Source organism: Paenibacillus sp. NPDC056579 (assembly GCF_042793215.1).
GTDB lineage: Bacteria > Bacillota > Bacilli > Paenibacillales > NBRC-103111 > Paenibacillus_S.
Genome location: NZ_JBHTVD010000002.1, coordinates 907,576 through 929,753, shown reverse-complemented (window position 1 = coordinate 929,753; position 22,178 = coordinate 907,576). Strand labels below are relative to the sequence as shown.

The 22,178-nt window shown below is 46.8% G+C and carries 22 protein-coding genes and 1 pseudogene; 5 read left to right on the top strand and 18 right to left on the bottom strand.

Features of this window, described 5'->3' with window-relative positions:
- Positions 1-95: 95 nt before the first annotated feature.
- The 3 genes from ACFQ88_RS11615 to ACFQ88_RS11605 are packed head-to-tail and all read right to left on the bottom strand — an operon-like array spanning position 96 to position 5,271.
- Entirely contained in the window at positions 96-1,664 is a 1,569-nt protein-coding gene (locus tag ACFQ88_RS11615; RefSeq protein WP_379454216.1) for a response regulator, read from the bottom strand.
- A complete protein-coding gene (locus tag ACFQ88_RS11610) occupies positions 1,657-3,558 on the bottom strand; it encodes a sensor histidine kinase (RefSeq protein WP_379454215.1) in 1,902 nt (633 codons plus the stop codon). Before ACFQ88_RS11610 ends, ACFQ88_RS11615 begins: the two co-directional genes overlap by 8 nt.
- Positions 3,559-3,570: 12 nt before the next feature.
- Positions 3,571-5,271, bottom strand: coding sequence for an extracellular solute-binding protein (locus ACFQ88_RS11605; protein WP_379454214.1), 1,701 nt, complete (start codon positions 5,269-5,271; stop codon positions 3,571-3,573).
- Between the two features lie 91 nt (positions 5,272-5,362).
- Here ACFQ88_RS11605 and ACFQ88_RS11600 point away from each other — a divergent pair, with 91 nt between their 5' ends.
- Positions 5,363-5,638 (top strand): hypothetical protein, encoded by a 276-nt coding sequence (locus tag ACFQ88_RS11600; protein ID WP_379454213.1) that lies wholly within the window; start codon positions 5,363-5,365, stop codon positions 5,636-5,638.
- Between the two features lie 324 nt (positions 5,639-5,962).
- On the opposite strand, the gene ACFQ88_RS11595 is transcribed toward ACFQ88_RS11600, so the two are convergent.
- On the bottom strand, positions 5,963-6,271 hold the full coding sequence (locus tag ACFQ88_RS11595; protein ID WP_239633704.1) for an ArsR/SmtB family transcription factor: 309 nt from the start codon (positions 6,269-6,271) through the stop codon (positions 5,963-5,965).
- A gap of 529 nt (positions 6,272-6,800) precedes the next feature.
- On the opposite strand from ACFQ88_RS11595, the gene ACFQ88_RS11590 reads away from it, so the two are divergent.
- The gene (locus ACFQ88_RS11590) at positions 6,801-8,087 is read left to right on the top strand and encodes a galactokinase (RefSeq protein ID WP_379454212.1); all 1,287 of its coding nucleotides are present in this window, start codon (positions 6,801-6,803) and stop codon (positions 8,085-8,087) included.
- A gap of 65 nt (positions 8,088-8,152) precedes the next feature.
- Here ACFQ88_RS11590 and ACFQ88_RS11585 read toward each other — a convergent pair whose 3' ends face one another.
- From ACFQ88_RS11585 to ACFQ88_RS11575, 3 genes are all read right to left on the bottom strand, one after another.
- Positions 8,153-8,401 (bottom strand): ankyrin repeat domain-containing protein, encoded by a 249-nt coding sequence (locus tag ACFQ88_RS11585; protein ID WP_379454211.1) that lies wholly within the window; start codon positions 8,399-8,401, stop codon positions 8,153-8,155.
- Between the two features lie 47 nt (positions 8,402-8,448).
- Positions 8,449-8,949 carry a hypothetical protein gene (locus tag ACFQ88_RS11580; RefSeq protein WP_379454210.1) on the bottom strand — a complete coding sequence of 167 codons (501 nt, stop codon included), beginning with the start codon at positions 8,947-8,949 and terminating at the stop codon, positions 8,449-8,451.
- A gap of 154 nt (positions 8,950-9,103) precedes the next feature.
- Positions 9,104-9,733 (bottom strand): LysR family transcriptional regulator substrate-binding protein, encoded by a 630-nt coding sequence (locus tag ACFQ88_RS11575; RefSeq protein ID WP_379454209.1) that lies wholly within the window; start codon positions 9,731-9,733, stop codon positions 9,104-9,106.
- Between ACFQ88_RS11575 and ACFQ88_RS11570 the strand changes: the two are divergent.
- Positions 9,729-10,073, top strand: a pseudogene (locus ACFQ88_RS11570) (imine reductase family protein); the annotation flags it as partial. The gene ACFQ88_RS11575 and the pseudogene ACFQ88_RS11570 sit on opposite strands and share 5 nt — an antisense overlap.
- A gap of 94 nt (positions 10,074-10,167) precedes the next feature.
- Here ACFQ88_RS11570 and ACFQ88_RS11565 read toward each other — a convergent pair.
- Complete coding sequence (locus ACFQ88_RS11565; RefSeq protein ID WP_379454208.1) at positions 10,168-11,079, bottom strand: LysR family transcriptional regulator; 912 nt, start codon at positions 11,077-11,079, stop codon at positions 10,168-10,170.
- A 126-nt stretch (positions 11,080-11,205) separates the two neighbouring features.
- Between ACFQ88_RS11565 and ACFQ88_RS11560 the strand changes: the two genes are divergently transcribed.
- Complete coding sequence (locus ACFQ88_RS11560) at positions 11,206-11,520, top strand: antibiotic biosynthesis monooxygenase family protein (RefSeq protein WP_239633700.1); 315 nt, start codon at positions 11,206-11,208, stop codon at positions 11,518-11,520.
- 500 nt (positions 11,521-12,020) lie between these two features.
- Here ACFQ88_RS11560 and ACFQ88_RS11555 read toward each other — a convergent pair whose 3' ends face one another.
- The 8 genes from ACFQ88_RS11555 to ACFQ88_RS11520 form a co-directional block, all read right to left on the bottom strand.
- Positions 12,021-13,238, bottom strand: a complete 1,218-nt coding sequence (locus ACFQ88_RS11555; RefSeq protein WP_379454207.1) for an MFS transporter — start codon at positions 13,236-13,238, stop codon at positions 12,021-12,023.
- Positions 13,239-13,305: 67 nt separating this feature from the next.
- Complete coding sequence (locus ACFQ88_RS11550) at positions 13,306-13,881, bottom strand: TetR/AcrR family transcriptional regulator (protein WP_379454206.1); 576 nt, start codon at positions 13,879-13,881, stop codon at positions 13,306-13,308.
- 299 nt (positions 13,882-14,180) lie between these two features.
- On the bottom strand, positions 14,181-14,363 hold the full coding sequence (locus ACFQ88_RS11545) for a YxiJ family protein (protein ID WP_379454205.1): 183 nt from the start codon (positions 14,361-14,363) through the stop codon (positions 14,181-14,183).
- The gene (locus ACFQ88_RS11540) at positions 14,360-14,998 is read right to left on the bottom strand and encodes an HAD family hydrolase (RefSeq protein ID WP_379454204.1); all 639 of its coding nucleotides are present in this window, start codon (positions 14,996-14,998) and stop codon (positions 14,360-14,362) included. The genes ACFQ88_RS11545 and ACFQ88_RS11540 overlap by 4 nt, the downstream gene beginning before the upstream one ends.
- A gap of 402 nt (positions 14,999-15,400) precedes the next feature.
- Positions 15,401-16,018, bottom strand: a complete 618-nt coding sequence (locus ACFQ88_RS11535) for an NADPH-dependent F420 reductase (RefSeq protein ID WP_239633694.1) — start codon at positions 16,016-16,018, stop codon at positions 15,401-15,403.
- Between the two features lie 58 nt (positions 16,019-16,076).
- On the bottom strand, positions 16,077-16,472 hold the full coding sequence (locus tag ACFQ88_RS11530; RefSeq protein ID WP_239633693.1) for a MerR family transcriptional regulator: 396 nt from the start codon (positions 16,470-16,472) through the stop codon (positions 16,077-16,079).
- Positions 16,473-17,190: 718 nt separating this feature from the next.
- Positions 17,191-17,934, bottom strand: coding sequence for an SDR family oxidoreductase (locus tag ACFQ88_RS11525; protein ID WP_379454203.1), 744 nt, complete (start codon positions 17,932-17,934; stop codon positions 17,191-17,193).
- 377 nt (positions 17,935-18,311) lie between these two features.
- On the bottom strand, positions 18,312-18,944 hold the full coding sequence (locus tag ACFQ88_RS11520) for an FMN-dependent NADH-azoreductase (protein ID WP_379454202.1): 633 nt from the start codon (positions 18,942-18,944) through the stop codon (positions 18,312-18,314).
- Positions 18,945-19,078: 134 nt separating this feature from the next.
- Here ACFQ88_RS11520 and ACFQ88_RS11515 point away from each other — a divergent pair, with 134 nt between their 5' ends.
- The gene (locus ACFQ88_RS11515) at positions 19,079-19,438 is read left to right on the top strand and encodes a winged helix-turn-helix transcriptional regulator (RefSeq protein WP_379454201.1); all 360 of its coding nucleotides are present in this window, start codon (positions 19,079-19,081) and stop codon (positions 19,436-19,438) included.
- Positions 19,439-20,064: 626 nt separating this feature from the next.
- Here the strand turns inward: ACFQ88_RS11515 and ACFQ88_RS11510 are convergent.
- Positions 20,065-21,171, bottom strand: coding sequence for an SGNH/GDSL hydrolase family protein (locus tag ACFQ88_RS11510; protein ID WP_239633689.1), 1,107 nt, complete (start codon positions 21,169-21,171; stop codon positions 20,065-20,067).
- A gap of 163 nt (positions 21,172-21,334) precedes the next feature.
- Entirely contained in the window at positions 21,335-22,177 is an 843-nt protein-coding gene (locus tag ACFQ88_RS11505; RefSeq protein ID WP_239633688.1) for a carbohydrate ABC transporter permease, read from the bottom strand.
- Between the last annotated feature and the right edge of the window lies 1 nt (position 22,178).

Genomic DNA, 22,178 nt, shown 5'->3' with positions numbered 1-22,178 from the left:
ATAAGGCGTTGCTGGTAAGTCTCGTCGCGTTGCACACTAATGTTCGACAAAGAAATTGCTTCGCGGGGAGGGTTCTGCAAACGTTCAGTGCAATCTCAGCCCCTAATTGGATTCTCAAATAGCCTTCGCTGGCGTCGGTATTCCAGCGCTGTGATGCCTTCGGTATCCTTGAATAATCTCGTAAAATGCTTCACATTTTCGAATCCAACCTGATCACTGATTTCGTACACCTTCAAATCGGAGTGCACCAGCAGCTCCTTCGCCTTGTCCAGCCTTAACCGGCGAACATAGTTCGAGAAACTCTCACCGCTATATTCTTGGAAGGCTTGGCTGAAATAAGAGTAATTAAGTGAGAAATGGTTGGACACGACCGCCATGTTCAAATTGTCGGCATAATGCGTCTGCAAGTAGGCGAGAACTTTTTGCATCGTATTTTGATCCGCAGGTGCTTGCTCTCTCCGATCTTGGATAAACCGATCCAGACTCTCGAGAAGCTGCTCAACAGCTGTATAATAATGTTCAAATCGATCGAAATTCCCGATATGGCCAACGTAGGCGTACGGTCTTAATAGGTCAAGCACTCTATTTCCGTAGATGTGGAACACCTTGTCAAACAGCTCTTCATTGAGCAGCTGGCTGATCCGTTCCAGGTAGCCGATTTCACAGCAGCTAATGATACGAACATCTAGAATTTGATCGAGAAGCTGCTTCATTTCCTTCCCGCGTCCCATTCCCATCAGATTCGATAATCGCCCAATCAACTCAACAGGAACGACATGCCGCTCATAGCGCTCACTTATGCTGGTATAGTCCAGCACATCGAGTTCTGGAAGCACAATGCTGTATTTCAAGGTTTGCTTCGCTTGGCTGTATGCCCACTTTATCTGCTCTATCCCTTGAACAGACTCGCTAATCGCAATTCGCAGCTGCGACTCATATACACTCAACCTCCACCGCTCCGCCAACTGGAAGAATATAACCGGATCGCGTGCGATCATAATCGTCCCGCCTTCTCCATCACGCGTGAGCATCCAATCTATATGCCCTTGTAACAGCTCAGCGATTTGATTCCTAAAAGAAGCAGCATCCGTACTGCCAGGCTCTGATCCTCCACTGCGTCGCGTAAGCAAACCCAGTCTATATCCTGCATCCAACCAGCTAAATCCGGCCTGCTTCAGCTGGTTCTGTGTTATCGCATCCCCTACATCCTTCTGGGTCAAATGCTGGGTGACTAGCTCGGCAGCAGCAAGGCTGGCATCTTCGCCCGCCTTGTCTGCCCGCTCTTCTCTCATCCTTATGTCCCGCATTAATCGCTCCAGGACGGCAAACAGCTCCTCCCGTATCACAGGCTTCACGAGATATTCCTTCACGGCCAAACGAATCGCTTTCTGCGCATATTCGAACTCATTATAGCCAGACAGCAAAACAACCTCGGGTTTAACCGGATGGTCTTGTAACTGCTCGAGCAGTTCGATCCCATCCATAATTGGCATTCGGATATCTGTGAACATAATATCCGCAGGCTCCTGCCGAAGCAGCTCCAGCGCCTCTTGTCCATTCTCGGCAAATCGGTAGTTGAACAAGTTAGGAAACTGCCTTTCAATCACCGATTGCAAGCCCCTCCGAATGATCTTCTCGTCGTCGACGATCAGTAAGCTAATCATAGATGTCTAATCCCCCTCCCATGACACGATACGGCAAAGTCATGATTATGCGTGTATAGCTTCCTTCCTGACTCTCGATCTGAATCCCATATTCCGTCCCATAGCTCATCACTAGGCGTTGGTCCACATTTCGCAGACCGATTCCATTGCTGTGGTGGTTACCTTTGCGAACAAATAATTGCCGGACATCCTGGTAAGCGGACTCTTCCATCCGGAGCATTCGATTCAATAAGCCCAGCTTCTCTTCCGGTATGCCGCAGCCGTTGTCAGTGATCTCTATGACACAAGCTTGATCACGCCTGACGGCAGAGATCGTAATGACAAGATTTCCGTCACTGGAATGCATGCGGCTCATTCCATGCTTGATTGCATTCTCGACTACGGGCTGCAGTGACATTTTGAGCGATTCCTGCTTGAGGCATTCCGGTGTAATCGCCAGTTGGAGATCAAGTCTTCCATCATAACGGATGCTCATGACGGATACATAATGGCGTACCTGCTGAATCTCATCACTGAGCATCACGTGATCCCGCTTCCATTCCATCGAATACCTCATCATACCGCCAAGCGCAGTCATTATGTCCGATATAAGGAACTGCTCTTCGATCTCCGCCAGCATCTTGACGTTCTCCAACGTATTGAAGAGGAAGTGGGAATCGATCTGGTTCTTCAGCGCCCTAAGCTCGGCTTCTTTGCCTGCCGCCTGCCTAGCTGCCTGCTCTTGAATGAGCTCGTTAATCTTTAGAATGAGCTTGCGGTAATGAAAGCCCAGCTCTCCTACCTCATCGGTACCGGTAATAGGCGGCAGCTCGACGTCGAAGTTACCGCTTCTAACCTGTTCCATCGATTCTTTTAATACCTTAAGCCTGCGCAAAATCATCGCCTGCAGCGAGTAAGACAGCAGTACGAGAAATGCAGCTAATAACGAAATGAGTACAATATAACGAACTCTCGAATGGTTAATGCTTTCCATCGTGTCCGCAAGACTAACCATATTGACCAGATGTACGTCGATCGATGGAATGTAGTTCTGAAATGCCAAGTAGGACCGCCCATTAACCTTGAACTGTACCGTCTCGTAATCTGTATTATTCGTCAGATTTACGCTGTTCATCAATTGCTCCGCACTGTGCTGCTCGAACACAGGTGAAGCCTTCAAGCTGAATACCTGCCCGCTCCTTGCTACTACGATCAGCTGGGAGTTCGTGTCCTGCACACTACTGAATGTTCGAGAGAAGAAATCCGACAGCTTCATCGATATTTCTAGAATCCCGTTATGTGTTGCGTTATCCGCATATTTGAATTCCTGCAAGTACGTCATGAAGGGCTCATTCGGCGATGGTTCGGATGGCGCACCGGTAAGTGAAACATTTTCCTGTATCTCCCACCAGGGCAAACCGCTCTGCTTCATCACCTTATCATGCCAAGGCCTGTCCTGAATACGTGATTCCTTTAGGATGACTGGCCAAATCTCATTCACATAAGGGTTGTCCGTGAATAACCGGACATTCGCAATTCGTGGATTGTTGAACAGAAAATATTGAAAGCTGTTGACCACATCATTCTTAATATGAATAACATGCGCTGTACTCTGAGTTTGTTCAATTTGCAGAAATTTGTTCATTTCCCGATTGGATAACGCAAGCTGACCGGTCCATCCCATCAGCTCCATGTTATTCTCAATGTTCGTCTTCTCGACCGCAAGCGCATTCTCGCTGTTCTTCGTCAATTCTTTCATTGCCTTGGCGGACTCTTCATTGAGCATATACCAGGAGAATAGAACGACCGGTATGAGGATAACGAAGACAAATGACAGAATCAGTTTGACTTGAAGCGAAAGCTTAAACGTAAATGCACGTATCTCCAATAACCAACGGATTGCCGCGAATCCCATCTCCTGCTTCCTCTAATGATTGAGCGACGACTTCAGCTTCTGTACATTTCGTTCATAGGCTGCTTGCCGGCTAGCTACGATGGCTTCATACTCGGGATCCTTAGTAATGCTGTTCATGAATTCGGCGAACAGTTGATCGAACTCAGCATCCGACTTGGACATCAGCAGCTTCGGCAGCGTCTCGGCCCAGAGCCGCACGTTTTGACCTTCCGCAATACCTTCCTTCGTCGTCGGGTCCGGATCCAGATTGTCGAACTCGGTCATGCTGATCGTCTTGCCCCTCGTCCAATCGGCAATTTGTTTGGCAGGCTCGGCATCCATCCCCTTCATCCATGCTAGATTCATGTTCGTATCCATTAGCATCCAGTACATATAAGAACCGCCATATTTGCTATCGAACGCTTTGCGGTCAGTGTTGAGCATATGTATGACCTCCGGCAGGAACTGATCTTTGCCGTCTATCGTATCGTAGGTAACGCCTTTCTCTCCTAAGTACAGATCCTTGTTTCCCTCTTCGCTGAGCAAATAGCTGAGGAAGGCAATTGCCCGCTTCTTATCCTTGACGTTCTTCGAGATGAGCGTCACCGTCCAACCGGAGACGCCGTTTCCTGCAAGTGTTGGCGCATCATGCACATCATTCGCCGGACCATCAATCGCGATATACACCTTATTCGGGTCCTTCCGATACAACACTTGGTTAATCTCTGAAAAATCAGACCACTGATACAGCATGGCAAAATAGCGCCCTTGCAAAATTTTCTCATCCTTTTCCAGTCGTTTTTCATCAATATAGACATCTGTCGGCATCAGCCCGTCCTCATTCGCTTGGCGGAACACCTTCAGCCATTTCAGATAGGTTGGGTCGCTCCGGCGGTCGTACAGCTTGCCGTTTTTCTGCTGCGGAATGGCTAGGAAGTTCTGAAGATACGCTTCCAGCGAATAGTTGCCGGTTTCCGTAAATTCGTGCAGGCCGATCGGAATGAGCGGCTGGCCGTCCACTTCCGGAAACTTCTCTTTTGCAGCCTTCAGCGCGTTGAGGAACCCTTCCGGCGTGCTCATATCCGGCTTCCCAAGTGCTTCATACATGTCTTTCCGAACAACAAAGGTCTGATTAGACGTAAAAAGCTGGCCATATTTTTGATAATCCGCAGGGGATGAAGATGCATTCGGGTAGCCATACACATTGCCGTCAGCCTGAGTATACCAGCTAAGCTTCACGGGGTCCGCAACTTTAAAGAAAAAAGGATCATACTGTTCCGCTAGCTCATTCAATGGGAGCACCATATCTCCCTTGATCATCTTAAGCACGGCATCCTCGTACCAGCCAAGCGTGATGAAGTCAGGGAGCGACCTTGATGCCATCATCGTGTTGAGCTTCTCGCTGGCGTCGCCAGCAGGCACGATAAAGTTCAAGCTGACGCCCGTCTTCTTCGTTATATAATCGGAAACGGCGTTGCCTCCCCACTTGCTTTTAAACCAATCGAAATTGATATACCAGTTAAACGTAATCGGTGTTGTATCCAGCTTCCAGGTAGGCTCATCCGGAGAAGGCTTCGTTTGGGAAACATCAGCCCCCATATGTTTGGCGTTGGAGTTCGTATGATCCTCAGCAGTGCTTTTGCTCGATGTGCCGGTGTTCCCATAGCAAGCCGCTAACGTCAGACATGTCATTAGAGCTAGCAACAGCATTGCTGATTTGCGTATTTTATCCATTCAGTAATACTCCTTCGTCTGTGTAGGTTGGCGAACTTAATGTCCTATTATTGGAGATTGGCATCTTGTCATACGCAAGCAGGCTTACAGTGTGCTGCTTCAGAATAAGCCGGGCAGCGTAAAGCTCATTAAGAAATTCTGCACTGTCCATGCCTGCATAACCGTTGATTTGCAAAATGCCGATAACCGTACTCAAGTTCAACTCAACGTCAGCTTGTATGGCGGCGTCAGCGATTTCTTCCCGTGTCTGGAACTCTCCTGCAATCCACCGTTTGAGAAAGGCATCCCTTACGAGCGACCGTTGTCAGTTAACTCGGCTTCCAACCGTTTATTTTTCATGATGATAATCGGATATATTGCTGTATAAAAAGTCATATTCGTTTCGTCCGACGATAGCCTCATTTTTGCCGAAGTGCTCCGTCTCATCACCAATCAGCCTATTGATCGGAGTGCTGTTTCGGTACGACAGCAATAATCTGATCAACAGGCCGAGCAGCAGTGCCGCTACGGTAAACACCCGTGTGAATTGCTTGATTTTGTCGGCGTTCTCTATCAGAACTCACCTGGGAATTCCCGCCCTGTATACCTCGATCGGGAATGATTTAAATGACAATATAAGAAATTGAAAATCTGAAAGTTTCAGTACACTCTAGTAGTCCACCCTGTCGTTGAGGGTGTTTTCCATAAAAAACTATCCTTTCTCTCCAAACTCTGATTCATCCTCGCCGAAGAAAACTTGAATTAGTTGTCTCACCCTATCGTCAGCAATGGTGTAGTTGACTTCGAGTCCGTTCCGTTCTGTTTTGACAATGCCGAAGTTACGAAGTTTTTGCAAATGTTGAGACACTGTAGATTGTGGAAGACGTAAGCATTCCTGAATGAATCCAACGTTACAATAACCATTCTTGTGAAGTCCTTTTACGATGCACAATCGTACCGGGTGAGCTAACGCTTTCAAAATGTCCGAGGTCTCATGAAATTGTTCGAAATTGTTATACATCGGGAATCCCTTCGATCTACAAAGTCAATATATCGTAATATTACGATATAACATTTATAAATGCAACTAATAAGGAGCGATTTAAATGGGACGACAAGAGAAGTATTTTACCACATATATGTGATACGGTTCACCGCGAATGATCTTAAACTATCCTGCCCGTTAGCCTAACTTCACGTTACCGGTCCAGTCTAAAACTTTTTTTAGTCCAATACTTTTCTTGTTGATTTATTCCAATTACAAAACCAATCTCGAGGGCATAGAGCGGGGCTTGATCAATCTTCCTCCCTAATGGCGACGCACTTAAAGGATACTTTCGCGCCTACTGGTGAACTTAAATCGATGATTTCTGGTTGCCCGGCGTGGCGCGGCACGCCCTCTATGCTGCGATACTACTGGTCGTACCCCTTAAGAATAACCCCGGAGTACCGATTTTTTTCATAAATATCCTATCTGTGAGCGCTGCCTTTCGGTACAATGGACATGATAACTACTACTCAAACAGTTAGAACCAGGAGGAACACTCAAAATGAAAGATCAATTCGAGCAGCTTTTTGATTCGGCTCAGGCACAACAACTACTGGACCAGATGTACGGCAGCGAAGAACGAGAGCGACAGATTGAGAGGTACCGGAGGTGTATGGAAGGATACGGTGCGCAATATGGAAATACAGAGTCGTTGAAATACTTCAGTGCTCCGGGTCGCACAGAGATAGGCGGTAATCATACGGACCATAACAATGGAAAGGTGCTGGCGGCTAGTATTCAGTTAGATACGATTGCGGCTGCAGCAGCCGTAGACACCGGAGTTATTTCCGTAATTTCTGAAGGGTATCCAGGCATGTCAGTCATCCATCTAGATGATCTAGAAGCTCAGTCAGGCGAGGGCGGGACAGCTGCTTTGATCCGCGGTATTGCACACGGTTTCCAGCAGCACGGGTACCGAATCGGCGGATTCAATGCTAACGTCAGCAGTAACGTTCTTCCGGCGTCAGGACTCAGCTCCTCTGCATCTTTTGAAGTTTTGATCTGCCAGATTCTAAGTACTTTTTATAACAACGGAGAGATGGATGCGGTTATGATGTCGCGCATCGGCAAGTATGCCGAAAATCTTTATTGGAACAAGCCATCAGGAATGTTAGACCAGATGGCCTGCTCGTACGGCGGTATGATCACAATCGACTTTAAGGAGCCGGCAGAGCCTCAGATCGAGCGTATTCCAGGTACCTTTGAAGCAGCAGGTTACAGCCTTGTCATCGTCAGCACCGGCGGTAACCATGCTGACCTGACGAAGGATTATGCATCGATTCCGAACGAGATGCGGGCGGTGGCACAAGCCTTCGGTGTAGAGGTATGTCGCGATTTGACGGCAGAGATGATCTACGGTCGGCTAGTGGAACTCCGCGAAACTACCGGAGATCGAGCGGTGCTGCGGGCGCTCCATTTCCTGGATGAAAATGACCGCGTCGGGCGGCAGGTAGAGGCAATTAAGGCGGGCGAGTGGCAGAACGTGCTGAAGTATATTACCGCTTCGGGTAATTCCTCTTGGAAATGGCTGCAGAACATCTACCAAGAATCGTTGTCACGTGAACAAGGGATTGCGCTTACACTCGCCATTACCGAACGTTTCATCGACCGGTTGGGCGAGGGTGCATGCAGAGTACACGGCGGCGGTTTCGCCGGCGTCATTCTCGCCGTTCTGCCACACGCGTCGGTAGCGGAATACCGGGAACTAATCGGGCGTACGACTGGCACGGAACTGTTCAAGATCCGCGTACGCGAAATCGGAGCGGTCTGCTTGAATACGCTCTTGTAGGTTCGATGGCTTAATCGTCAAATGTATGCTTCCCTTATACTAAAGGTTATTTATAATTCGCCTGTCTATCGTAAGGGGAGCATGCAATGGACAAGGGTAATGTTTGTGTCGTCCGAAAGGTGTCTAAAGTTTATATCCGCCCCGTTCTGAAGCAAGAACTTTATTACCTCTAATTGATCATTTTCTACTGCAATATTTAGTAAAGAATGACCACAATTTATACACTCATAACTTGCTTTAATACCGCTCGAAATAAGGGATTTTACGGTCTCTATATTACCATTCGCAGCTGCTCTACAGATATTATCATTCAAGACTAGTCCTCCTTTAGAGGTATTTTTAAAACACGAACGAATAAAAGCTAGTCTAGATCATACTTTGCAAATGGCAAACTCCAAATAGAACCAACAAAATCCCCGTCAGTTTTATTCAATATTTCTTTTTCGATGATTTGAAAAATAATTGTCTCCCCCCACTTATCCTTTGTTTTTATCCCCTTTGAAGACAAATATTTTAGTCCTGATTCAATCCCTTTAACTTCTGTTTTTATTCCACCTTTTTTGAAAATACCGAAATGATAATCTCTATATATTAGTGATTCTGAAATCCAAAACGTCTTAACTTTATATTTCTTTGATACTTCAATTGGAAGCTTCTCATCCAGTATAAACCGGGCGTTTATATCAAAAATTAATGTCCATGGCTCAACATAACCAACTCCAAGGGCTGACCCCATAGTAACGGATGTAATATCCTCAAAATGAAGTCCATCTTTCGATTTATAATAAATGTCCAGATAAGTTTCTTTTTCGACGACTGTTGGTTCCGCTTTTATACAAAGTAACCCAATATTCCATGCCACTGATATCACCTCATTAATACTTACGTTCAGGTGAAGAATTCGCCATCAATTACCAATTACCTTTTTTTGGGGGATATGGGCCATCTAACATGCCCGTTATAACAAAAACGGCTGTCGACCAATGCCGGCAACCGCGTCTTAGTTGTTTATTAAGCTATCGTACCCCGGACAAATAAAGCTCTCTTGCGGTCTGCAGGAACAGTTTCACCCCGTGTGGAGCCTCCTTCAAAGAAGGAACCGCCAGATGAATCTCTCTAAACAGCTGCGGATCAATTGTTCGAATGCGGACATTAGGCGGCAACGCCGACAATGACAACGAAGTTTTCGATACGATCGAGACGCCTAGCCCTTCTTGCATCATGCTCAATGCCGTGTTTATGTTGTGGCCGTCATATTTGGTGCGCAAAGTGGCTCCGAATTGCTGGAACAGCTTGTAAATTGGCGTTACAAACCCGCCATTGCACACAATCATAGGTTCATTATGCAGATCCGTGATATGGATTGTCGAACGGCTTTGCAACGTATGATCATCCCGAAGGACCAGACATAATTCATCTCGGAAGAACGGAATCGTTTCCAGTTCGTTGCTCGGCGGAATAATCCATCCGACATCGATCCTTCTGGAATCTAGCCATTGTTTAATCTCATCAATGGTTCCTTCGTACAGTTCGAATGTCAGCCCCGGGTACTTCTCCCCGATCACCCTCAATATTTTTGGCAAGAAGTTCGCGGACACAATCGGGAACGCCCCGACGCGAACGGTGCCGACTTCAAACCCAGCCATGCTCAGCTATCTTCATGCCGCAGCGGTGGCCCGAGCGAACGGTATTTCGGCTGAACAGTTTCTGCCATACGCTACCGAAACAATGTCGTCACTGCCGAAGTTCATCGAGTTCTACACACCACGGATTAACATGGGTGAATATCCCGGAGATGTGGACAGACTTGCCATGGGTTTGGCGAGCGTTGAGCATGTCGTTCATACGAGCCAGGATGCCGGCATCGATAGCACCTTGCCAAACGCTGTTCTGAGAGTATTCAGGCGCGGCATGGAGAACGGTCACGCTGCTGATAGCTTCACCAGTCTCAGTGAAATTTTCAAGAAGTCCGATATTGGTCCATAAAAAATGGCCGTTCCTTACGGAATGGCCTTTACTCTTACCGTAACAGGCAGGCGGTGATCCATATCATGATAAGCTATCGTACCCTGTAGTTCAATCACCTGTTAGATTCTCTGCTCCTATTTCGGTTATCTGTAAGGGTATCTGTGATCCATTTTTTTATAAATTCAATCAGTCTTTGGGCTGCTGGAGAGACATTTCTAATAGATAAGGCAGCAATACCTATGGAGCGATAATACATCCCTTCCAATGGACGGCACACTACATTCTCGGGTAGTTGTGACAAAATCATTTCTGGGAGAATGCTTATTCCTAAATTGCTTTGCACCATGGCGATTATGGCATGGTCATCTTCTAGCTCATATTTGATGGTTGGTTTGACTTTATTTTGTGTGAAAATTCGCATTACATCAGTGTCACAACCCGCAACGGGCATGATAAAAGGCTCAGTGATGACTTGTTCTAAGCGGATGGTTGATTGACGGCAAAGGGGATGCTGAGAACCTACAATACACATCATCCTATCCTGATAAAGCGGCTCTACATCAAATGCCTCGAGCGTAGGCAGATTCACAAATCCAAAGTCAGCAGTTCCGCTTGCTATCCATTCCTCTATTTCATGGTAATTTCCATCAAGAAGTTTGATTTCAATTTGAGGGAATTGATTCTGAAACATTTTCAAAATTTGGGGCAACCATTGTATAGATACACTTGTAAAAGTACCTATCTTCACTGTTCCGATTTCAATCCCTTTTATCGCGGCAATCTCTTGATTAAGTTTTTCATTCACCTGAAGAATTTCTCTAATGTGCGGGATCAAGCGTTCTCCGTTGTTGGTGAGTCGGATCCCTGCTCTGTTCCTTATAAGGAGACTCAGACCGAGCTCACGTTCCAAGCTGGAAATCGCATGACTGATCGCTGATTGTGTTAGATTTAACAACTCTCCCGCTCTTGTTAGACTTCCCACTTCGACTACTTTGCTGAAAATCCGATATTTATCTAAATTCATAATTACTCCTAGCATACATGAGTAGTCTTCATGTATATTATTATAAACATTCATTTTATTTATTTAAAGATTAATTGTATAGTCTAATTTATACAAAAGCATTTCAAAAAAAGGAGCATGGTGGAGATGACAATTGAAGCAAACGGATCGTATTATGCAGTCATTTTTTCGAGTCAACGAACTGGTGGGGATAATGGCTATAACATCATGGCTGAAAAAATGGAGCAGCTTGCTGCGGAGCAACCTGGATTCTTAGGGGTGGAAAGTGTGAGGGATGCAGCAGGAGTCGGCATTACCATTTCTTATTGGGATAGCCTAGAGGCGATACGCAATTGGAAGCAGAATCAGTTGCACAAAGTGGCTCAGGAAAAAGGTAAGCAAATCTGGTACCAAAATTATCAAATCAAAATTTGTAAAGTTGAACGAGAGTATTCCTTTTAATGGACAATTCCGTTTAAAAGATGGAGACTCTGTGTGCCGATTCATTCGGCGAAAGGTTTCCATTTTGAAGGATAATGCGAGGCATCGCAATAGGAATTTCTCCAGTAATTCTTTATTCGCCTTTAAAAAATTGCTCACCCCATCATCTTCCATACTAAGAATATGGCGATTGCGGCGGGTAATGTTTATACGGGAAATCTACATTAAATCGGAACCGTTAGCGGAATAAGCTAATTTGCTATATGATACGGTTTAGCTTAACGGGCCTATAGGCGAAAAATGCAAAAAGGAGCTGTCGCATCACGACAAGCTCCTAGAAATCCATTTGATTATAATTTGAAATATAATCTAAGACAATGCTTTGGCCAGCAAGTAAAAACGGTGCTGTGTCACCTCAAAGTAACCCTGCCGTTCAATATGCAGATGAATGCTGTATAGCCGCTCCATGTGGCAGCTGCGTCTCTAGCGTAACCCGTTTGCTTAGAACGTGCGGATTACTCTCAATCAATGAGATTTTCCTTCCTTAATCTCGAAAATTCCGTCGCATAATACGCCATGGCGATGGCCGGTAAGGCGATTCCGATCAGCTGTGCCGCCTCCCAGCCCCCCGTTGCGTAAGCCCATCCCCCTGCCGCTGAGCCGATAGCGCCCCCTAAAAAGAAAATGGCCATATACAAACCGTTAAGCCTACTGCGAAATTCCGCTCCTAAAGAGAAAATCACCCGCTGCCCGAGAACCATGTTGGCCGAAACCCCCATGTCAAGTAAAATCGCCGCAACTACGAGGATGGTGACTGCGAGTGCAGAACTTGATGGAACCAGCAAAGGAAGCAGCTCGGAAAAGATGACGATGGCTAATGCCCATCCCGTAGCCGGGCGAACCCATCCACGGTCTGCCATACGGCCCGCTGCTGGCGCCACAATTGCCCCCATTACCCCGACTAATGCGAACAGAGCGACCTGCTTCTGAGTGAAATGGAACGGCGGACTTGTCAATACCAACGGAACTGTAGTCCAAAACAAACTGAACGTTCCGAATACACAAGCATGATAAATTGCCCTCCGGCGCAATGCCGGTGTCGCCTTCAGCAGATGCAGCATGGAGTGCAGCAGCGCCGGGTAAGCTGTAGCGGTCGAAGGCTTCCTTGAGGGTAGTGCCTTTGCCAATACAAGAGCCAGCGCGAAAATCAATGCTGCGGAGATGAAATATATGGCGCGCCAGCCCATATACTCCGCCACCAAGCTTGAAATGGGACGCGCGAGCATAATCCCCAGAAGTAGCCCGCTCATGACGTTGCCCACATTGCGACCGCGCACGGCTTCAGGCGAAAGATGAGCCGCATACGGCACAAGGATTTGTGCTGCTACGGAACCTACTCCGATCACGAGTGAAGCGGTGAGGAACAGGATGGCGCTTTTGATTACAGCGGCAATTGTCAAAACGGCGGCTGTAAGGAGCAATGATGAAAGGATCAACTTACGATTTTCCAGGATGTCTCCCAACGGTACGATAAATAACAAGCCGATCCCGTAGCCGACTTGAGTCAACGTAACGATGAGCGCGGCAGCGCCGGAGGAGAGCCCGATGGTCGAACCGATCGAGCCTATCAATGGTTGAGCATAATAAAGATTTGCCGCTATGATACCGCAAGCGGCTGCCAGGATAAAAATCAGCGATGGCGAAACCGATTTTTCCGTTGGAATGGAAGCTGAATGCATAGAAAGTCCCCTTTACTCGCCATAAATTTTCTGGAACATTCGTTCCGGAATGTGCAAAAAAAATGTTTTATAGCATTTCTATCACCATATCTATCATCTGCTGCATCTTGCTGCGGTCACCCTGCACCTTCGCAACGATATTTATACTATGATTCAGGTTTAAGAGCAGATAAGATAAAGTCTTGATATCTTTCTCAGGCATGATTTCTCCCGTCTCCTGACCTTTGCGCAGCAGCTCGTAGAAGGATTTCTCCAACTCGTCAAACCGCTCCCTGATCAACGCATTCAGTTGCTCGTCTGGCGAATCCATGCCGACTGCTGCATTAGTAATGAGACAGCCCTTCGGCGACTCGCCATCCAAGGCGGAATCGATGTGTATCTCGAAGTACTGCCGGATTCCCGATTTTGCGGATGTCGCATTGACGAGGATGTCCCGTTTGGCTTGCTTCCACTTCTTGTACCAGTTGATCGCCTCGATATAAAGCGTTTGTTTGTCCCCGAACGTTTCGTACAGACTTGATCTGCTAAGATCCATAGCTTCCAGCAAATCGGGAATGCTTGCCGCTTCGTAGCCCTTCTTCCAAAAAACGAGCATCGCTTTATGAAGCACCGCTTCTTTATCAAACTCTTTGTAGCGTCCCATGGTTCTCCCTCCGTTTCCGTAGGTACAGTATATACTTTTCTGGAACGATAAGTCCAGTATTTTCTGCAAGTATGAAAGTTAGCTCAGGCTGGGATAAGGTGGATTACAAGACTTTTAAGTGAAATTAGTGGACCTCTGCTTTTCGATCACCTCTTTCTAAAGAGTAGCATTTGCTAGGTATTATAGTAATCTGCCCGTTACTTCAATATAAAAAAAGGAGCCGCGTTGAAGCAGCTCCTACACTATCGTACCCGTTAGCTTAATCATTTTTCAGTCCTTAACTATTTTAACAGCAGTATTCAAGCCAGCTCGAAGTTCTTATACTCCATGTAAAACTCCTTGTACTCGCAAACACTTTCCTCGACAAACTTATACTGAGGGAACCAACGGAAGAATGATAACTCTAATTTTTCAATTTGTCGTTGGGGGATTTCTTTTGTCTTAGCAGTCAAAACAAAGCTTAAAGTTCCCGCAATATTCATGCATTCAGGATAATGTCCTTTATTTCAATCAGAGTCTTGATTCGATAGCTGGCCTGTGAGAAGTCATGTGTTTTTGTGAAGTCGTTATGGACAATAGCACAGTCGATACCAGCCGCCACGGCTGAGTTCAACCCTCTGTTTGAATCCTCTACAACCAGGGTCTCTTCTTTGGTAGCTCCGAAGCGCTTTAGTCCGGTCAAATATGGTTCCGGGTGCGGCTTGGTGCGCTCGTAGTCTTCACGAACAAGGACGAATTCCATGAATTGTATAATCTGGCGCTTTTCATGAATAAGTTGAAAATCCGCACGTTTTGCAGTCGTCACGACGGCCATGCGGACGTACTTTGACAGTTCGGCTAGAGTTTCAACTACGCCTTCAATCTCTATGGCTTCTGTTCTTAGATATTCCTGATAATAGACGTTGCGGACATCACGCTGCTTGCTGATGGTCTGTTCATCAATACCTGCTGCCCTAGCTTGGGACCAAGTGCCCAATGACTGGGTCATGTCGCGGAGGTATTGATCTTTATCCAAGGTAAATCCAATGTCAGCCAGAGCGCGTTCTCCCGCTTTGTAATACCAGAATTCAGTATCAACCAGAACACCATCATGATCGAAGAGTATGTACTTTTTCATTGTTTCGTTCTCCTTTGTCAGCTGCGGCAACCATGCGTGACATCAAGCGCCGTTGATCACCCAATAATTATTACCATATCGAGTGCTGCGCTTGATGAAGTGGGTATACTATGGAAGGGTTCCCCCCTTCTTGAGTGTTAGCTGATCGCCGATCAGCGGCAAGAAACATCCGTTTCTGGGGGGGGAGTTTTGTGTTATTGGATAAATGTCTGATCGCCTCATTAGCGTGCCAGGGTTCTGTCACCCACACTAATTCGTTTTTAAGTTGAAAACCAGTTTTAGATAAATGCGGATGCCTAATGCCGGCAGTTGCGTCTATTGTTTATTAGACATGTCTCATATCAAAAGGATTTAGATTTGTAGGGTTTCGCACGGCGGTCTGTTTTGTCGTGCGGCTACAGTTTAAGACGGCTGCGTTTCTTCCCTTCGTAGAACCCGGATAGCGTAGTCACGGCCGAACCGCGGCGAGAGCGCGGTCCAGAACGAAAAGAGTGCCTTTTCGATTGCAGCCATCGCCTCCGTACCTCCCACGTCCACCATGTCGAATCCCACTTCTGCGCCAAGCCGAAAGACGGTTTGCTTGGCTTCTTCGTCCTCGCCGCTCATGAAGAGCGTGGCGTTCGCCCCGCCGAACCGCGGGTTCGCGAGCGCCTCCCACGTCGACGTATGGAACGCCCGCACGACGCGTGCGCCATTCGCGAGCCTCCGCACTTCCGAGTCCGCAGACCGGCCGTCGAACAACATCGTCGCATTGATGACGATTTTTCGCCGCAGGTCTCCCGCCTCCTCTAGCACTCTCTCGATTTCCGTGCCGGGAACGGCCAATACGACGATTTCGCCGAACGCGGCTGCTTCCTTGACGGAAGTCGCCGCGGCGTTCGGACCGATCGACTCGAGCAGCGCACGTATCCGTTCGCTTTGTGGATCTCGCGTGCCGAACGTCACCCGGTGACTTTTCGTCGCCCACGCTTTCCCCAACGTACCTCCGATGTGTCCTGACCCGATCATAGCAATGTTCACGCTCGCATCTCCTCTGCAACTGTATTTGGAGGCACGAACGCCGGAACTTTTGAAACGTTTACGGCGTCGCGTCCAACAGCTCGTTATACAGTCGAATGTTGTTTTTCGTCCGATCGATCATCTCGTCGAGTTCGCGGCGCTGCGTCTCCATCCGGGCCAAGTGGTCTGTCAGCAAGATGACTCGATCCCGGAGAACGGCTTCGTCTCCGTCGTGCATCGATGAGAGTTCGGTCACGCAGCGGTTCGTACTCGTGAACGACTTGATTTCTTCTAGAGACAATCCCAACCGTTTCAAACATCTTAGTCCTGACAGCAACCGGAGATCGTCGTCACTAAACACTCGAGCGCCGCCCGACGGTTTGCGCTGCGGCTTGAGCAGCCCGATTTTCTCGTAATACCTGAGCGTATCGTGACCGAAACCCGTCATCTCTACGACTTGACCGATCGTGTACAACGAGCACGCCTCCTTTCATTCATCATTCTAATTGCTGGAGGTGACTCCAGGTCAACTCCTGCAGAGTGAAAAATTTTCCGGTTCTAAAAACATCCATTCCTTCCCCTATAGTCTACAATAAGGATAAGTTCTTGTCGCGGACTAAAGACAAGAACTTGACCCTAAGATCACAAGGCCCCACTGTTTACGTAGGTTTGAATAAGCTATGTTTTTATCATTCGACAACACGAACTATCCAGTATCATTTAAACACGCTTCTATAACATTAACCCGAACGTACTCGTTTTTTTAAAAGCCTCCGCTTTCGATGCACGAAAAGCCTACAGCGATCTTGCTCATATGTTTGTGTCGTGACACTGCGACACAAACATAAATGCCTTCAAATAAAAAAAACCACTTAACGGGGATCTCAAAGTACCTATGTTTATGTCGTCGGACATTCATGTTTCTTCTTGTACACCGACACAAAACTTCTTTAATAAACGACGCAACTTTGCTTAAATATAAAACGCGAGACAAAACTTGAATTACAGTTTTGTCTCGCGTTTTTGCGGGAGCCTAATCATGGGACAAGTCGCCTCGGCGCCAGCTCCAATTAAACTATCGTACCCGTTAGCGCAATGAGTCAGTTAAATAGTATCCCTTTAATATTTGCTTCGAAGGCATCTACGACCTTGGCAGCGTTATTACCCAATACGTTAGCCATTAACGTCCCATATTATCCAACGACACCTTTCATCGCTTGATACATTTTTTCTACGTATATGTCGATTTCGTCACGTGACATGCGCAGGCGATTTATGGACGAGCCGTAGCCAATCTCCTGTTTACCTTCATCAAGTCCCTGGAAAATTCCATCCGCGAATGCATCTAAAGGCTCTCCATTATTACGGGTGAAGGCAGTTTGAACTGCCGGCGGAACCACTTCAATGACTTCTACAGATGCATCGGAAAGTTGGTGTCTTAGACTCATCGTAAAGGAATGTAGTGCCGCCTTTGTTGCTGAATAAATTGGGCTAACTGCTAGGGGGGTGAAAGCCAGCCCAGACGTAACATTCACAATAGCCGTATCTTGTTTTGTTGAAAAAAATGGTGCGAACAGCAGAGAAAGATGAACAGGGGCTTCAAAGTTGATCGCAATTTCACTGTTGTAATAGCTCCAATTCTCTTTTTCTTTCAACACATGAAACTGGTCCCCAATCCCCGCATTATTCACCAATACGTTGACGTCTGGATAATTCGTGGTCACCCAGTCAAACAACGCTGTACGCTCAGATTCAAGCCCAAGATCACTGACTCGAGTAATGAGACTTGGGAACTTCTCCTTAGCATCCTGCAGAATACTTTCGCGTCGTCCGCAGATAATGACCGTATTGCCAGCTTTGATAAACCGCTCTGCAAAAGCTAGGCCAATTCCAGAACCTCCACCAGTGATCAGTATCGTGTTCCCTGTAAGTTTCATCAGAGCTCCTCCTTGATTAATTTAATGTGTCTAGTCAAAGTCACCCATTAAATTTTAAAGTAAAGTGTCTAGACAGTTATTTGAAGCAAATAGAATTGGGTGACCATTCGCCAGAATGCTTGAACCCATCAGTGGAGGCTGTAATAAGGCTAGCCCGCACTGTCATGAACGCCTCTTGAATTAGAAATTAGATGTATGTTCCGCCTGAGACCCCGACTTGTGGGCATTGACCCAGCGATTCTCGTCGGAAAGCAGCGAGACGATAGCATCTCCGACGTCTTCGGGTTCGCCGACACGACCGAGAGCTGAGAACCCGGAATCAGCTTCGAAGCATTACTTCACTTTTGGGAGTTCGAGAATCATGCCAAACCCCTTATTTAGAAACGTTTGGCAACTTCCTTAGCACGCGCAATTGCTTCTTCTTTAATAGCTGGAGCTCGCTCTGATGATGCCGTTCCTTCAGCAAAAATAGCCTCCATAGATTGAATCCCATAGAACTGCAAAATCTTTTTCAGATAGCTGTATCCCATTTCAACTTCAGCAAGAGGACCTTCCGAATAAACGGAACCGCTAGCTTGAATGTGCAAGGCTTTCTTGCCGGACAACAGACCTACAGGACCATTCTTGGTATATTTGAACGTCTTGCCCGGAATTGAAGTCGCATCCGTGTATGCTTTCAAAACCGGCGGGATCGAGAAATTCCACATGGGGGAAACATACACGTACTTATCGGCAGCCACGTATTGATCGACAATCGCGTCAAGCCGAGCTATTTTTGCTTGCTCGGCTTCGGACAGCTGATAGAAAGACGAACCCGAGCGAAGCTTTTCCCAACCACGCAAAACATCTGCATCGAATTGCGGAATATTCTCTTTGTACAGATCCAAATGAACAACTTCATCTGTTGGATTAGCTTCACGGTACGCTTCAATAAATTCTTTGCCTACCGCGAGGCTAAAAGATTCCTGAGGATCAAGGGGATGTGCGGTGATGTACAGTACAGTTGCCATGAATCAAAACTTCCTTTCTGTAATTAAATTAGTTACACTTTCAAGACTGATCATATAATATGTACTTACTTATTTAAAGTAGGCACAATAATGTGGTATAGTATGAAAAAAGGTACTGTAACGGAGGCCAACGTATGCAAAAAAAACCTGTCCAATGTCAATTCGTTGCGGCGCTGGATTCGATCGTCGGCAAGTGGAAGCCGAGTATTCTTTATCATTTGCTTCAAGGTAAACCTTTGCGGTTCAATGAGCTAAGAAGATTGCTGCCCGATATCACGCAAAGGATGCTTACGCTCCATCTGCGCGAATTGGAGGAGGAAGAGCTCGTTAAACGAGTCATTTATCCGCAGATCCCGCCGAAAGTGGAATACTCTATCACGGAATACGGCAAGAGCCTGTCTCCGATTCTGGAAGCCTTACATCAATGGGGAGCGGCCCATGTCGAGCGAAAGCAGCTCAAAAATGAGAATAATGAACAAATAGAAACGGACTAGCGTTACGCTAGTCCGTTTCTTCTGCATCGAGTCAAAAAATATAACGAAAGTGAATATGAAGCATGTCTGGCACTGCGACGTGCCAGAACATAAAGAAAACGCCCATCCTGCCAAACTGAAAATCCAGCACGAACAGCTTGCACAGCGCAAGACCGAGGCAGAGAGACAACTGGCAGACAAGGCCCCTCCCACCAAAACGGCGAAGGTACCGCATTTTCTGTGACCCCAGAAAGCTCGCAGAAGCAAGTTTGTGCCGACTTTTCCGTGGAGCGCGGCCCTTCCCAACCCATGCCGATCAACGCGTTATTGAGGGCTCCTTCGAGATTCCCCCCTAAAAACTTGCCGTTATCTGTGGTATGGTTCACCCCAATGGATCTTCAGCTTAACTGCCAAATATCTTATGAGGCAACCGGATCTTACCGGCGGCCTTTGTTTTATGAAACTATCGTACTCGTTAGCTTAATCAATGCAGCTCGAAGTTCTTATACTATATCCATTGTTTTGTCAGGTATGTTATAAGGTTCTTGTCATCCGACATTTACCCTCCTCTAATTTTATTTTGAGGAAGTTGGCGGATTCTTATTGGCTTAAATCGCTACCGGCTTGATTGTGAGCTATGTAGATATTTAAAGAAGTATTGTTTTTAGGACTGGTTCAAGTGCGTCTGCCATCCGCAGAAAACCAAGATCCGTTGGATGTGAGCCGTCTACTGTGCATTCAAAGAAATCCTCACCGAGCGACCCGGATCCGTCGAAGAAATAAATATTCAAGTCACCTTGCTCCCGCAATTCGTTAACGAGAGACTGTTCGAAACGTTTACGTTCCATTCTGGCCACGTACAGGTGTGGGGTCAGCTCCTCTCGCGCGTAACGAATTCGTGACACAACCAAGATCGGTGTTAACGGATGAGCTTCCCTATAAATTCTAATAAATTCCGGAAGTGTCTTACGGAAAAGTTCGGTGTTCACGCAATTGCCTTCATAATCAATGACCATACACGCAGGGTCGTTAATCTGCGAAATGATTTCGGCAACCTCCGGCTCTCCCTTGCCGCTTCCAGAGAAACCAAGATTAATAAATTCCAGCGGAATTCTTCGGCTCAAAATGTTCGTATAAGCCATGCCAGGCCGCGAAGCACAGCCGCCTTGCGTAATCGATGTTCCGTAGATGACTACTTTCTTCCAGGAAGCGTAGCTTGGGGGAGCGGTTACGGCTGCGCCATCATCCAAACCGATCCATATCTCCTCCACCCCTTGATAGAGCGGCAAGTTTAGGACGATATTACGCATCGAGGCATGCCAATTGGTAAATAACGCACATTCGTACTCGGTGAGAGTGAGGTCATATTTCGTTGTGTTGCTGTACCGCAGGGGAAGGAGGGTGTCGGGAGAACCCACGTAGCAATCGACGCCACATTGTCCGGTTGCCGGCATATGGACCATATTGGCTTTGCCTTTCAGCTTCACCCTTACCGATAGAGAAGAAGAGTTCGACTGAAACCGTATTTGTCCTCCTGCAGTATGATTGGCCAAGCGATCGACGGCTTCCGGAATGGATCCGGACGGTAAATTCGGCAATCTGCGATAGATTTTTTCTTGCGCAAACCAAGCCAACCCGGAAATTTGAAAAGGCTGCTCTATAGGAGAATACCAACGAATCGAGCCATTGAACGTATCATTGGGACGCATTCCGGGATCGTACAGCTCTATCGGATTCTGCTCTTTTTTTTCCACATTACAAATCCTTCCCTAAACAATGATGTATACTTCAGCATTCCTTCACTCACTATGCAAAAATTAAGAGATTCCTATCAGATGTAACTAAATCATATAGTATATTTAACCATATTTGTACGGTGGGGAGTACTTCTTCCTATCGCTACCTTTTCCTCACTACTTAGCCCTTAACAGCACCTAAAGTTGCGCCCTGCATTATCATCCGCTGGAATAGCATGAACACAATGACCGAAGGAACCATCGCAATCGTCACCCCTGCAAACAACGTAACCCAGTCCGACGTAAACTCCATCATTTTGTTGGCTTGGTACATCTGCACAGCTATCGTATATTTATCGGGATCACTCAAATAGATGAACGGTCCCATGAAGTTGTTATAGAAGCCCAGGAATTTAAAAATCGCAACCGTAACAATCCCCGGAGTGGACAGGGGAACGATCACCCGCCAGAACAACTGGAAGATCGAAGCGCCGTCCATATGCGCACTTTCCTCCAAATCCTTGGGCAGTGACTTCATAAAGCCACCGAGCAACATTAGATAGAACACGCTCTCCCCCAGTGAGGATAATAAGATTAACCCCGTTAAGCTATTCGTCAAATGCAGCTCCCTCATGATAACGTACTGCGGCACCAGGGCATTAATCCCTGGAAGAAACAACGAAAGCATAATGAGGCCCCAGATCAGTTGCCGTCCTTTAAACTCCATCCGGGTCAAGGCATAAGCGTTAAGCGTGGTAAAGAACAAGCTGACAACAAGGCTTCCGCCTACATAATAAAGCGTATTAAGCAGCGAACGACCGAAGCCGTATTCCGTCCAGGCGGCAGTGTAATTGGACCACTGCATTTTTTTTGGAAGGCTCCAGATGTCTTTGAAGAACTCCGGATTGGACTTCAGAGACTCATAGAACACCCACACCAGCGGAAAAAGAATCGACAATCCCCAAACATACAGCACCAGACGCCACAGCACGTCCATAAACGTCATTTTTTCCTTCAATCTCATC